Here is a 14,170-nt window from a genome sequence, read left to right on the forward strand (position 1 = left end):
AAAGGAGAATATTTATGAGCTGTATATTTTGTGATATGAAAGATTATGTATTAGAAAATGAATTAGCATTTGCTATATTTGATAAGTTTCCAGTGAATAAAGGGCATATGCTTTTTATTCCTAAAAAGCACGTAAAGGATTTTTTTGATATAACTAAGGAAGAAAGAGAAGCTATGTTTAATCTTATAGATGAAGGTAAAAAATTGCTTGATGAAAAGTATCTACCAGATGGATACAATGTTGGAGTTAACTGTGGAGAAGTTTCAGGACAAACTGTTATGCATGTTCATGTTCATTTGATACCTAGATATACTGGGGACTTAAAAAATCCTAAGGGCGGAGTAAGAGGTGTTATCCCTAAAAAGATGAAGTATTAAATAAGCTCTATTTTTTACTAAATATAAATTGATTTTACCTAAAAATGAATATTTTGACATATTTTGCCGTAGAAATATGATATCATGATACTATTGTTATATCAAATATAAAAAATGCTGATATGCAAAAAAGTTCATTATAAGGGGGAAAAAATGAAAAATAAAATTATTTATTTATTAACTGTAATTATATCTTCGATTTCATTAGTAGCATGCACCACAAATACTCCAACAAGTGTTGTAAATAACTTCTTCAAAGATATTAAACCACAAATGCAAGATTATTTAAAAAATACAATAAGCAATGACAAAAATACAGAAAAACTATCTAAAGAAATTCAAGATGAATTAATTAATAAATTTTCTAAAGTGCAAGGTAAAGTATTGTCTGAAAAAATAGACAAAGATAAAGCTCAGGTAGAGGTAGAATTAAGAAGTATAAATTTGGGAAAAATATTAGGCGAGGTATTTAAAGAAAACATAAGCCAAGCATTTAGTGGAGAAGAATTAAGTGAAGAAGCCATAAGTAATATGTTAATAGAAAAAATAAAAGAAGCACAAATATCTACAAGAAAGGGTACTATTGATTTAGTTAAAGTAGATGGTAATTGGGAAATAGATAATAAGAAGAGTTTGGCTAGCCTAATTTTAGGAGTTAATGAAGAAATTTTCAATGATAAAAGTAGTGAAAGTTAAACTTAGTTAGAACAAAATTTTAGTTAGAATAAAGTTAAAAAGAGGGTAATTATTATTAATAGCATTATCTCTAGGGGCAGTTGGGTGTGATAAAAAAGTCCAAAAGGATACTACATACACAGATCAAAAATATGCAAAAGAGATGACAAAGATACTAAAAGAGGAATTAAATATTTTAGATAAAAATAAAGAAGGAATAAAAGATAAAGAGTTAAAAAATATAGCAGATGATTATATATCATTATATAAATTTGCACCAAAGGCTAAGTAAAAAGTTAAGTTAATGCCATATGAAGATGGAACAGAAAGTGTAGTTATAACAACTGACTATTTTGAAACTAAATATAAAAAGTTTGGGTGATTAATTGCCCAAATTTTTTTATTGTATTTAAAATTCGTTGAATTTATAAAGTATTAGAAATGTAATAAAATAAGGAGTATACTCCTGTTTTGAAGGATTTGATAATAAAAATAATAAATGAACTTGAAAAATTCCTAACATCACAAATACAAATATAATACAATATTATTTTTATTAAGATATCTATATATTTTTTATAAATTGTAAATTTATGTTATAATACTAAAAAGAAAATATCAACAAAAAGGGGGGCATCAATAAAATGAGCACAAAAGTTTCAAATCCAATATCAGAAATATTTAAATATCTAGCAATATCAATACTATTCATGTTCATAGGATTTGCAATAGGAATGAAATTTGTTCCAGAATATATAGCAGGATTAGCAAATATCATAGTAATCATATTAGTAATAGTAATGCTTGTATTATCATTAATATCAAGAAAAGGTAAATTGCCAGGAAGTTTTTCAATGAACTTTGTATATTTATTTACATTTATAGATGGAATAGCTTTCTATCCTATACTTAATATGTATATACAAGATTTAGGACCAACAATAGTAATAAATATATTAGTAAGTACTATTGCGTTATTTGGAATACTTGCTTTTATATCTAGTAAAAAGCCAGCTGGACATTATTTAAATTTAGGTCTAACACTACTTATATCTCTATTTATCTTATTCATACTTACAATAATAAATATATTTATAGGATCTCAAACAATAAGTATATTATTAAGTATAGTAGGAGTTATAATTTTTTCGGGTTATGTATTGTTCGATATAAGCTTAATAAAACATAAGGAAAATTTAGGACAATTAAAAGAAAAAAACCAGTTATCTATACACGTGTTAAATCTTTATTTAGATTTTATAAATATATTTTTAGATTTATTAAATATAGCTGATAATTTTAGATAATTAGCTTGATATATTAACAAGAAAAAATGATATCATATAAAGTGGTTATCTTAAAAATAATTAGATTTTGAGATAACCCTTTTGCATATACATATAGTGTCTAAAAGGAGTAATAAAATGAAATTAAATCAGGGGATATATGAACAAATAATATCAGAAAAAATAAATTCAGACATACAAAAAAACAAAGAAAATATAAATATAGAAAAAGAAATAATACAAAAAGAAGAAGCAAAAATAATATTATCAAAATACATAGAAGAAGTAACTAAAAAAAGTCTAAACTTAATAAAAAACAAAGACCTAAACGACCAAATAAATATATGTAATAAAATAATAAATTACTTATCAAAAGAAACAGAAGATGAAGAAATAAAAGAAAATAGCATACACAAAGAAGCACAAATACTACTATCAATAGAAAATAAAAAAGACAATTCGAAATTAAACAAAAACAACATAAGACCAATAACACCAATTTCACAAAGCTTTTTATTTACAAACTCAAATCACGAACCAGACTTAGTTAGTGAACTTAAAAGAGAAATAGCAAGTAGTGACAGCATAGAAATATTAGTATCATTTATAAAATGGACAGGTCTTAGGCTTATAAAAGATGAATTAATACAACACACAAAAACAAAACAATTAAGGATAATAACGACATCTTATATGGGAGCTAGTGATTTTAAGGCAATCAAGTTTCTCTCAGAACTACCAAACACACAAGTTAAAATATCTTATGACACAGAAAGAACCAGATTACATGCAAAGAGCTATATGTTTTATAGAAAAACAGGCTTTACAACAGCGTACATAGGTTCATCTAATATGTCAGAAGCTGCAATGACTAGTGGACTTGAATGGAACATGAAAGTTAGCGAAAAGGACTCTAAGAATATAGTTAATAAATTTAAGGCAACTTTTGAAAGTTATTTTAATGATGACGAATTTAAGTTATTTACAGAGGATGAGAGTGAAAGATTAAAAACAGAACTTTATAAAGCTAAATATAATAAGGGAATATGTGAAAATGAAGATTTAGTGAATTTTGATATAAGACCATATCATTACCAACGAGAAATACTAGAAAAATTAAAGGTAGAAAGAGAACTATTAAATCATAATAAAAACTTATTAGTAGCAGCTACTGGTGTGGGGAAAACTGTTATATCAGCTTTTGATTATAAGAATTTTTGTAAAAGTAATAAAGGAAAAATAAATAGATTATTATTCATAGCGCATAGAGAAGATATACTAAAGCAAAGTTTAAAAACTTTTAGAAATATATTAAAAGATCGAAATTTTGGTGGATTGTATACAGGTAATTATACTCCAGATAATATAAATCATGTATTTATGACAATTCAAACTTTTAATTCAAAGAAAATTGATGAAACTATGAGTAGTGATTTTTATGACTTTATAATAGTAGATGAATTTCACCATGCCTGTGCAAATACATATCAAAAGCTATTGAATCACTACAACCCTAAAATACTATTAGGGCTAACAGCAACACCTGAAAGAATGGATGGTAAAGATGTCTTAGAATATTTTGATGGTAAAATATCAGCACAAATGAGATTAAAAGAAGCAATAGATCGAAAATTATTATCTCCATTTCAATATTTTTGTGTAAGTGATGAACTAGACTTAAGCAATTTAAAGTGGTCTAGAGGAGGATACGACAAAGAACAAATATCAAATTTAATAACAGACAATAAAATAAGAGCAGAGTTAATAACAACAAGTTTACACGATTATATAACAGATTTAAATGAAGTAATAGGATTAGGATTTTGTGTAAGCATAGAACATGCAGAATTTATGGCAAAGTTCTTTAATAGTAAGGGGATAAATTCTGTGGCTATAAGTTCTAAATGTAGTGAACAAGAAAGAGATAAAGCTAGATTAGGGCTTATAAATGGTGAGTATAAATTTATATTTGTAGTAGACTTGTACAATGAAGGAGTAGATATACCAGAAATAAATACAATACTTTTTTTAAGACCAACGGATAGTACAACAGTATTTTTACAACAATTAGGTAGAGGACTTAGACTTAGTGAAAATAAAGAATGTTTAACAGTATTAGATTATATAGGACAAGCTCATAAAAATTATAATTTCTATGAAAAGTTTGCATCTATATCAAATAAAAAAGGAAAAGCTCTCAAAGAAGAAATACAAAATGGATTTATAACACTTCCTAGAGGATGTCATATTCAAATGGAAAAACAAGCAAGAGAATATATACTTAAGAATATAAATTCATTTATAAACAATAAAAATACTATCATAAATAAAATAAAGAGTTTTGAATTTGAAAGTGATAATAAATTAAATTTAACTAATTTTTTAAACCTATATGATGTATCGTTGAAAGATATATACAAAACTAAAAATACATTTAAAAGGCTTTGTATTAATGCAAAACAAACAGAAGAATTTGACTGTATAGATGAAAAAGTTTTAAGCAGTGGGATGTTAAGACTAATACATTCAGATTCACCAAGATTATTAAATTTTTGGATAGACATTTTAGAAAAATTTGATTCTAATAATGAATATGAATTTAATGAAATAGAAGAAAAAATGTTGTTGATGCTTCATTTTACACTATATAATAAAGTTCCAACAGATTTAGGAATAAACAGTACTAAAGAAATATTAGTTAGATTATATAAAAATAAAGAAATATACGAAGAAGTCTTAGAAGTTTTAAAATATAATTTAAACAACATTAAAATAATACCTTTAAAAGATAAATTAAATTATGATACTGCACTTGAAGTACATTCTACATATACAAGGGAACAAATATTATGTGCATTTGGTAAAAATACTTTAACTAAAAAGTACCCATCACAAGAAGGTGTTTTATATATTGAAGATAAAAAGACTGACATATTTTTTATAACGTTAAATAAAGTAGATAAGCATTTTTCTCCATCTACAATGTATGAGGATTATGCTATAAATGATGAACTTTTTCATTGGCAAAGTCAAGGAAAAACAAGTATAGATTCACCTACTGGCCAAAGATATATAAATCATAGAAAAACAAATAATAATGTATTATTGTTTGTTAGAGAAAATAATAAGGAAGATAATGTTACTTGTCCTTATATTTATTTAGGAGAAGCTGATATTGTAAGTTTTGAGGGAAATAAACCTATAAACATAGTATGGAGATTGAAAAACAAATTACCTGCACACGTGGCCAAACAAGCTGAGAAGGCCTTGTAGATTTTTATAAAATATCAAATAGTAACATAAATTTTGTTTAATATGGTTATTTAAAATAACAAAAAAAATAATATCATTGAAGTTACAGAAATATAACTATATAATGTATTTATTAATCACGAAAATACTACAAAGAAAGAGGATTATACATATGGCTGAAATCAAGTATGACATAGTAGAAGAATTAGGAACAATATCACAAACAAGCACTGGATGGACCAAAGAATTAAACTTAATAAGTTGGAACAATAGACAAGCAAAATTTGATTTAAGAGACTGGTCACCAGAACATGAAAAAATGGGTAAAGGCATAACTTTATCATCAGAAGAACTAAAAGCTCTTAAAGAATTATTAAATAAAATAGATTTATAATGAACATTGTTCAAAATAAGAGTATATAAAATAAAGGCATATATTAAAATTATTACGCATATGAATTAACGAAGTAAAGTATGGAGTTGATTGAGTAATGAAATTAATAATTATAATAATTGATATTATAGTGCTTTTTATAGTATGGAAGATATTTAAATTTATATACTACAGATAAATTAGAGCTATATAAAAATTAGTACATAATTGTTATATAGCTTTTAATATTACATTTTATTAGGATTAGGGTAATCTACACCTTTAGTATCTACAATAATAGACTCGATTATTATTTTATCAATAGGCATATCGTTATGTTTTGTTGCTACATTTTCTATATTTCTAACAATATCCATTCCTTTTATAACTTTTCCAAATGCTGCATAATTTTTATCTAGGTGAGGAGCAGGCTTTGTAACTATAAAAATTTGACTTCCTGCACTATTAGGTTTTAAGCTTCTAGCCATAGATAAAATACCATCAGTATGTTTTAAATCATTTTTAAATTTGTTTTTTTCAAATTCGCCTCTTATGCAATATCCAGGTCCACCTGTTCCATTACCTTTTGGACAACCATATTGCAATACAAAGTCTTTAATGACTCTGTGAAATGTAAGATTATTATAAAATCCATTATTAGATAAATTTATAAAATTATTTACAGTATTAGGAGCTATATGAGGATAAAGTTCTGCTTTTATAGTTCCGTAATTTTTTACAATTATAGTTGCAATTGGAATCTCTTTTGGGGCAACTCTAATTTCATTATTTATATATTGATTACTATCATCTTTAATTAAATTGGAAAATAAATTTTTTAAAAATCCAGACATATAAGTATCACCTTTCACAATAATTAGTTAGTTAATTGACTTATTATATCACACATTTTTAAAAATTTATAATTTTATTTTAAAGCTAGATAATAGATTAGGTATTATATTATGTGGAAGAATTTTTTATGTATAAATACACATAATATGAGTAATAAATTTAGGTATCGGAGGATTTAGAATGGAAAATAAAAAGCTAAGTAAAATTTTTTTTATATTGTTATCAATAGTTATAATAGCTAGTAGTAATATAAGTATTTCTAATGCAAAAGAGCCAATGATGGATTATAAGTATAACTTAGAAGAACAAAAAATAAATAGAGCTAAATTTATATGGAAATCTAGTTTACAAGAAATGAGAAAAAAAGAAGAATTTACAGATAAAGATATTAAAAATATTGAAGAGTATATGAATAATTCAATGAAGTCAGAAAAACTTGAAGGTAGAATAAAAAAATACAATAGAGAAAAAAAGGTTTTAGCAGTAAGTACTGTAGATGAATTAGTTAATAATAATATAATAAATAAAGAACAAGGAGAAAAATTAAAGAAAAGATTAAATAAATATGATCTTTCTAATTTACGTGAATAATTGAAGATATAAAAACTGCCTCAAAATTTTATTTTGGGACAGTTTTTTTAATGTATTTAATTATTGAAGTTTTTGAACATTTATAGCATAAGTACCTTTTTCATTTTCAGCTACATCAAAATTTACCTCTTGACCTTCATGTAAGTCTTTGTTATGACCTTTTTCTTTAACTTGAGAGTGATGAACATAAACATCATTACCTTCGTTACCTGAAATAAAACCATATCCTCTTTCATTATCAAACCATTTAACAATACCTGTATAACTAGCCATATTAAAAAAGCTCCTTTCAAGATGTCAATTAATAAAGAATAAAAAGCATTCTTAATTATATTGTTTACGTAAAAAATTTTTTTATAATGGAAACTTTAATTAAAAAAATACTATTTATTTTCTAAATTAGGATATATTATTTAGTAATAAAATCTTATAATAAAAGGTTCTTATATGAAATTATTGTGAATTTAATCAAATAACAATTGATTTATTATACTGTTTTAAGGTAAAGTATTTGATGGTGGAAAAAAGAGCGATTAAAACATAAAATTAGTTATTTTAATATTTAAGGAGAAAAAAATATGTCTAAAGTAGCAAAAGCAGCAGTTGGACTAATGCTAGCAACTTTATTTGCCAAAATTCTTGGATTTGGAAGAGAGTTAGCGTTAGCCTCAGCTTATGGAGCATCGAATTATAGTGATGCATTCTTAGTAGCACTTAATATACCGAATGTAATATTTTTAGCAGTAGGTACGGCATTAAGTACTGCGTTTATACCACTATATTGTGATATAGATTCAAATTTAGGTAAAAAAGAATCTTTAAAATTTACAAATAATATACTTAATATAGTTGTTGTTATAACACTTATATTAACTGTAATAGGAGTTATATTTACTGAGCCAATAGTTAAATTGTTTGCAGTAGGATTTAAAGGAGAAACATTAAGCATAGCCGTGTATTTTACAAGAATACTAATATTAGGATTGGTATTTTTAGGAGTAAGCTATATAATGACAGCATTTTTACAGGTAAAAGAAAATTTCGTTATTCCAGGTCTTATGAGTATTCCATTTAACTTAATGATAGTAGTATCAATATTTTTAAGTTTAAAGATTGGACCGGATATATTAGCATGGGGAACACTTTTGGGATTATCATTTCAATTTCTTTTTCAATTGCCTTTTGCAATTAAAAATGGATTTCAATATAGTCCTTACATAAATGTAAAAGATCAACACTTAACAAAAATGGTGTTGCTTATAGCTCCAGTACTTGTAGGCGTTGCAGTAAATCAGGTAAATACAATAGTAGATAGAACATTAGCATCTACATTAGTAGAAGGTAGTATATCAGCTTTAAATTATGCAACTAAATTAAATCAATTTGTTATGGGGATGTTTATAATATCAATAGGTTCTGTTATATATCCTTTATTATCTAAATTATCTTCTACAGATGAAAATAAATTCAAAAAATCTATAGTACAATCTATAAATACTGTGATTTTAATAATAATACCTATATCTGCTGGTGCTATAGTACTTGCAAATCCTATAGTAAGGACTCTTTTCCAAAGAGGTGAATTTGATGCAAGAGCAACTCATATGACAGCATTAGCTCTTATAGCATATTCAATTGGTATGATAGGATTTGGTCTTAGAGACATATTAGGAAGAGTATTTTATTCACTACAAGATACAAAAACTCCTATGATAAATGGTGTTATAGCAATGGTATTAAATATAATACTAAATCTTATATTAGTTAGATATATGGCTCATACGGGACTTGCTTTAGCTACGAGTATATCAGCTTTAGTTACAATAGTATTATTATTTATTAGTCTAAGAAAAAAGATAGGTTCATTTGGAGGAATGTCAATAATAATTGTTTTAATAAAATCTTTGGTGGCATCAATTATTATGGCGATTATAACATTACTAGTTTATAATTTCACATCGAGCATTTTAGGTAACAATTCTATATATGAAATATTAAAACTAGGAACAGCAGTATTAGTAGGAGCACTTTCATATGGAATAGTTATAATACTTTTTAAAGTAAAAGAAGTAGATTTTATTATTGAAAAAGTAAAGCAAACAGTAAAAAGTAAAAAGAGATAAAATAATATCATATAAACTATAACTTAAAAAAACACTAGATTTGATAATATGAAATTTCAAGCTAGTGTTTTTTGTTGTATTAATATATAAAGTGACACAAATATCTACTAAATTCATATTATATAATGAAATGAATTAAAAAAGGGGATGTTTTTTATGTATAATTGGATATATCCAAATCCAGTGCAACTTAAAAATTCAATAGATCTTATAGGTAAATCAATAGAGTCTGAGAGAAAAGATTCTCAATTTTATCAGTGGTTAATAGATAATATACCAATAGAAGATCTTTCATCAAGACAATCTAATAAAATTAAAAAGACTATAGAATCAATAAGAGATGATGAGCTAAGACATAATAAAATGTATAAGGAAATGTACTATCAAATAACAGGAAAAGAAATGAAAATTGAAGAAGAAGAATTTATTGCACCTGTAAATTTTAGAATTGGTATAGAAGATGCCATGATGGGAGAATTAGAAGCTGTAAAAAAATATAGAGAAATAATGAATGGTTTACCTAGCCTTTATTATAGAGATAAAGTATTTAATATACTTTCAGATGAACTAAGACATGCTAACTTATATAATTATATATATACAAATATAATAACAGGAAAAGAAAAGTAATAATAATTATTAAGCTGTTTCAAAAATACATTTGTGATTTTGAAACAGCTATTTTTAGGTAAAATTTAAATATTCTAAATAAATAGATGTTGTTAAATATAATAATAGTTATTATAATTCATGTATAACAGAAATATTTAAATGGGGGGATGTAAATGAGAAAATTTATAATATTTTTATTAAGTGGGGTATTGATGAGTGTATCTTTAGGTTGTAGTAGTACGGTGGCTAATGTAAATGAACAAGAGAGAAAAGAAGAAGTAAGTAATTTTGATAAGAAAATTATTATAAAGACTGATGGATATGAAATGCCAGCAATTTTAACAATGCCAGGAAATGATAAAGACTATCCAGTAGTAGTTTTAGTTCATGGTTCAGGACCTAATGATATGGATTGTACAATAGGTTCATTAAAGCCTTTTAAGGATATAGCACAAGGTCTTAAGGAAAAAGGAATAGCTACATTAAGATATGATAAAAGAACTTTTGCACAAAAAGAAAAAGTCATGAAAGAAGTTGATAAACTTACTCTTAAAGAAGAAACTGTAGATGATGCTATATCTGCAATAAATTTATTGAAAAACACAGAGAATATAGATAAAAATAGAATTTATGTAATAGGGCATAGCCAAGGAGCTATGGCTATACCAATGATAAATAATTTAGATAAAAATTCAGCAGGTTTTGTCATGATGGCTCCACCAGCTAGAAAAATGGAAGATATACTATTAGAGCAAACTAAGTATATACTTGATAATACTGATAAAATAGATGAAAAAGAAAAAAATAATCAAATAAAAGAAGTAAAAGAGCAAGTAAATAAAATTAAAGAATTTTATAAAACAGGAAAATCTGATAGTAATGAAATATTAGGTTTACCAATAAATTATTGGAAGGCTTTAAATGATTATGATCAAATTAAAGAAGGGAAAAATATAAATAAACCAACATTAATTCTTCAAGGAGAAAGAGATTATCAAGTAACAACAGAGGACTATAATATATTGAAAGAAGCTTTGAAAAACAAGAAAAATATAACAATGAAAAGCTATAAAAATCTTAATCATGTGTTTATGAAAGGTGAAGGAAAAGCTACACCACAAGAGTACTCAAAAGAAGGAAATGTATCAAAAGAAGTTATTGATGATATAGCAAGTTGGATACAAGAAAATTAATATTCTTTATATTTATAGATAAGTATGAAAAAGGAATTGTCTCAAACGTATAATAATTTCGAGACAATTCCTTTTATTAAATTGATAATTCTTCTGTAGTATTAGGTGTTTTATTTTCTTTGAATTTTAGTAATAAAGTCGAGTTAATTATAACTGCAACAGAACCTGTATTGTGAACTAAAGCACCAACAACAGGATGTAAAATACCTAATATAGCTAAAATTATAGCTATAAAATTTAAACCTAAAGATAATACAACATTAATACGAATAGTGCTCATCGTTTTTCTTGAAAGCTCTATTAAATAAGGAATTTTGCTAATGTCATCACCAATGATGGCAATATCTGAAGAATCAATAGCAATATCACTACCAATAGACCCAAGAGCTATACCTACTGACGCTGTTTTTAAGGCAGGAGCATCATTAACACCATCTCCTATCATACAAATTTGTTCATTTTTATCTTGTTGATAGTTCTTAATGACTTTCATTTTATCCTCAGGTAAAAGATCAAAACTGATGTTATCTATGCCAACTTTTTTTCCAATATTATTGGCAGAATAGGCATTATCACCAGTAAGAAGCAATGATTTTACTCCAAGAGAATGAATTTTATTTATTGTATTTATAGAATCGAGACGAGGGGTGTCAGCTAGAGCTACAAATCCACAAAGTTTATTATTTATACTTATAAATATAATAGTACAGCCTTTGTCATTATAAGATAAAGAACAATCTCTTATATCATCATCTAATGATATATTATTTTCTAAAATCATTTTTAAATTACCAGCTAGTATATTTTTATCTTTTATTGTAGCTTTTACACCACGTCCTGGTATCATATTAAAACTTTCAGGTATAGCTAATTGACTATTTGAATTTTCATTATAATGATTTAAAATTGCACGTCCTAGTGGATGCTCTGAACGTTGTTCCAAAGAAGCGGCAAAATATAACAAATCTGTTTTAGTTATTGTATTTTGAAAACTTTCAATAGCCACTACTTTAGGTTTACCATATGTAAGGGTTCCAGTTTTATCAAAGGCAATCCTATTTATTTTATCTAACCTTTCAAGGGCGTCACCACTACGTATTAAAATACCGAATTTACTAGAATTTCCTATGGCAGCCATTATAGCAGTAGGAGTGGCAAGAACTAAAGCACAAGGACAAAATACAACTAAAATGGTTACTGAACGAATTATTTCTTTAGTTATAAACCAAGTTAAGATAGAAAAGCTCAAAGCAATTATAACAATCCAAGTAGCCCATTTATCAGTTAAGCTTACAATAGGTGCTTTATTTGCATTTGCAGATTCAACTAACTTTATCATTCTTTGCAAAGAACTATCTTTATCGATTTTAGTAGCCTTCATATCAAAAGATCCAAATTGATTTATAGTACCACTAAAAACATTATCATATATACATTTATCAACAGGTAAAGATTCTCCTGTCATTACAGACTGATCAATAGAAGTTTGGCCAGAGATTATAACTCCGTCAACTGGTATAGTTTCTCCAGGAATAACTCTTAAAATATCACCTATTTTTACATCGTCAGCTGAAATTATTTCTTCAGAATCACTTTTTATTAATCTTGCTGTTCTAGGAGTAAGATTTATAAGGCTTTTTATGCCTTGATGAGCTTTTTCAACAGTTTTATCTTCTAAAAGAGCACCTATAGTCATTATAAATGCTATTTCACCAGCTGCAAAAATTTCACCGATTATTATAGATGCTATTAATGCAAGTGATACTAAAACATCTGCTTTTATATCAAACTTAGTAATTAAACTAATAGTAGAATCTTTTATGATTGGAAAACCAGATAATATAACAGCACCCCATGCAATATCAAAAGGTAAAATATTATCTAGCCATCCTAATAAACTTAGTATTAAACAAATACCTGAAATAATAGGTAATATCCAGTCTTTAAATTTATTCATAATAATCACCTATATCATTCTTGAAAAATATTCAACAGCTTTTGATAAATCACGCAATGTTTTTTCAGCATCACCATGTTCAACTCCATCTCTAACGCAGTGTTGTAAATGACCCTCTAAAATTATTTGACCTATTTTATGTAATGCAGCTTTTGCAGAACCTATTTGAATTAAAATATCTTCGCAAGGTATCTCTTTTTCTGTCATATTTGAAATACCTCTTATTTGCCCCTCAACTTTTTTTAATCTTGTTTGAATTGATTTTACATCCATACATTCTTTCATTTTTAATACCCCCAATAATTAAATTTTATATGCCTTATACCCCTATACCCCATATTGTAGGAATGTCTATAATTTATGTCAACTAAAATTTTTAATTGATATATATAAATAAAGTATGTTAAGCTTTTTATTAGTTAATAAATTAAATAAAAAAGAAAGGTGAATTTAATGTATAAATTAGATAAATACAATGCATTTATAGAAAAATTAATAGATGATAGCCCTAAGTACATGGTATTTGATGATAATAAAGAGAAATATTTACTTTTTGATACATTTGTAATGAGTTTAAGTGATAAAGCAATGCCGTGGTTATTTAAAGTTTATTTAGATAAAAATTTAAACATATTAAAAGAGGATAAATTTACTTTTGAAGTGAAAAAGAAATATGAAAAGTATAATTTAAATATCGTTAATATAAATGGAAATGTATTTTTTAATAAAGATTCTTTATGTGTTATTTTAATAGAATTGAATTTAGATAATCAGTTATTATATAATGATGAAAATAATAAATTTAATCTTAAATAAAGTATGTATTAAGATAAAAAGAGTTGTTTCAAATTTATATTGAAACAACTCTTTAATAAT

The 14,170-nt window shown here is 25.6% G+C and carries 15 protein-coding genes; 11 read left to right on the forward strand and 4 right to left on the reverse strand.

The annotated features are described in order from the left end of the window. Positions 1 to 14: 14 nt before the first annotated feature. From CHF27_RS04245 to CHF27_RS04265, 6 genes are all read left to right on the forward strand, one after another. The gene (locus tag CHF27_RS04245; RefSeq protein WP_095406098.1) at positions 15 to 377 is read left to right on the forward strand and encodes an HIT family protein; all 363 of its coding nucleotides are present in this window, start codon (positions 15 to 17) and stop codon (positions 375 to 377) included. Between the two features lie 153 nt (positions 378 to 530). Beyond that, positions 531 to 1,073 carry a DUF5105 domain-containing protein gene (locus CHF27_RS04250; protein WP_158534724.1) on the forward strand — a complete coding sequence of 181 codons (543 nt, stop codon included), beginning with the start codon at positions 531 to 533 and terminating at the stop codon, positions 1,071 to 1,073. A 142-nt stretch (positions 1,074 to 1,215) separates the two neighbouring features. After that, positions 1,216 to 1,344 carry a hypothetical protein gene (locus tag CHF27_RS14570; protein WP_274541553.1) on the forward strand — a complete coding sequence of 43 codons (129 nt, stop codon included), beginning with the start codon at positions 1,216 to 1,218 and terminating at the stop codon, positions 1,342 to 1,344. A gap of 352 nt (positions 1,345 to 1,696) precedes the next feature. Beyond that, positions 1,697 to 2,359, forward strand: a complete 663-nt coding sequence (locus CHF27_RS04255; RefSeq protein ID WP_199533607.1) for a Bax inhibitor-1/YccA family protein — start codon at positions 1,697 to 1,699, stop codon at positions 2,357 to 2,359. Between the two features lie 117 nt (positions 2,360 to 2,476). Then, entirely contained in the window at positions 2,477 to 5,611 is a 3,135-nt protein-coding gene (locus CHF27_RS04260) for a DEAD/DEAH box helicase (protein ID WP_095406095.1), read from the forward strand. 151 nt (positions 5,612 to 5,762) lie between these two features. Continuing rightward, positions 5,763 to 5,984: a YdbC family protein gene (locus tag CHF27_RS04265; protein ID WP_095406094.1), complete on the forward strand. Its 222-nt coding sequence runs from the start codon at positions 5,763 to 5,765 to the stop codon at positions 5,982 to 5,984. Between the two features lie 227 nt (positions 5,985 to 6,211). On the opposite strand, the gene CHF27_RS04270 is transcribed toward CHF27_RS04265, so the two are convergent. Beyond that, positions 6,212 to 6,817, reverse strand: coding sequence for a peptidylprolyl isomerase (locus CHF27_RS04270; protein ID WP_095406093.1), 606 nt, complete (start codon positions 6,815 to 6,817; stop codon positions 6,212 to 6,214). Positions 6,818 to 6,998: 181 nt separating this feature from the next. Here CHF27_RS04270 and CHF27_RS04275 point away from each other — a divergent pair, with 181 nt between their 5' ends. Beyond that, positions 6,999 to 7,409, forward strand: coding sequence for a hypothetical protein (locus tag CHF27_RS04275; protein WP_095406092.1), 411 nt, complete (start codon positions 6,999 to 7,001; stop codon positions 7,407 to 7,409). Between the two features lie 60 nt (positions 7,410 to 7,469). Here CHF27_RS04275 and CHF27_RS04280 read toward each other — a convergent pair whose 3' ends face one another. Next, the gene (locus CHF27_RS04280) at positions 7,470 to 7,682 is read right to left on the reverse strand and encodes a cold-shock protein (protein WP_095406091.1); all 213 of its coding nucleotides are present in this window, start codon (positions 7,680 to 7,682) and stop codon (positions 7,470 to 7,472) included. Between the two features lie 305 nt (positions 7,683 to 7,987). Here CHF27_RS04280 and murJ point away from each other — a divergent pair, with 305 nt between their 5' ends. From murJ to CHF27_RS04295, 3 genes are all read left to right on the forward strand, one after another. After that, on the forward strand, positions 7,988 to 9,532 hold the full coding sequence (gene murJ, locus CHF27_RS04285; RefSeq protein WP_095406090.1) for a murein biosynthesis integral membrane protein MurJ: 1,545 nt from the start codon (positions 7,988 to 7,990) through the stop codon (positions 9,530 to 9,532). A 156-nt stretch (positions 9,533 to 9,688) separates the two neighbouring features. Then, a complete protein-coding gene (locus CHF27_RS04290) occupies positions 9,689 to 10,162 on the forward strand; it encodes a ferritin-like domain-containing protein (RefSeq protein WP_095406089.1) in 474 nt (157 codons plus the stop codon). Positions 10,163 to 10,317: 155 nt separating this feature from the next. Next, positions 10,318 to 11,337: an alpha/beta hydrolase family protein gene (locus CHF27_RS04295; RefSeq protein WP_095406088.1), complete on the forward strand. Its 1,020-nt coding sequence runs from the start codon at positions 10,318 to 10,320 to the stop codon at positions 11,335 to 11,337. Positions 11,338 to 11,413: 76 nt separating this feature from the next. Here the strand turns inward: CHF27_RS04295 and CHF27_RS04300 are convergent, their stop codons facing one another. After that, complete coding sequence (locus CHF27_RS04300) at positions 11,414 to 13,294, reverse strand: heavy metal translocating P-type ATPase (RefSeq protein WP_095406087.1); 1,881 nt, start codon at positions 13,292 to 13,294, stop codon at positions 11,414 to 11,416. Between the two features lie 9 nt (positions 13,295 to 13,303). Then, on the reverse strand, positions 13,304 to 13,579 hold the full coding sequence (locus CHF27_RS04305) for a metal-sensing transcriptional repressor (RefSeq protein ID WP_095406086.1): 276 nt from the start codon (positions 13,577 to 13,579) through the stop codon (positions 13,304 to 13,306). 168 nt (positions 13,580 to 13,747) lie between these two features. On the opposite strand from CHF27_RS04305, the gene CHF27_RS04310 reads away from it, so the two are divergent. Then, on the forward strand, positions 13,748 to 14,110 hold the full coding sequence (locus CHF27_RS04310) for a hypothetical protein (protein WP_095406085.1): 363 nt from the start codon (positions 13,748 to 13,750) through the stop codon (positions 14,108 to 14,110). The last annotated feature ends 60 nt before the right edge of the window (positions 14,111 to 14,170 follow it).

It is taken from the genome of Romboutsia maritimum (assembly GCF_002251085.2).
In the GTDB taxonomy this organism is placed as follows: Bacteria; Bacillota; Clostridia; order Peptostreptococcales; family Peptostreptococcaceae; genus Romboutsia_B; species Romboutsia_B maritimum.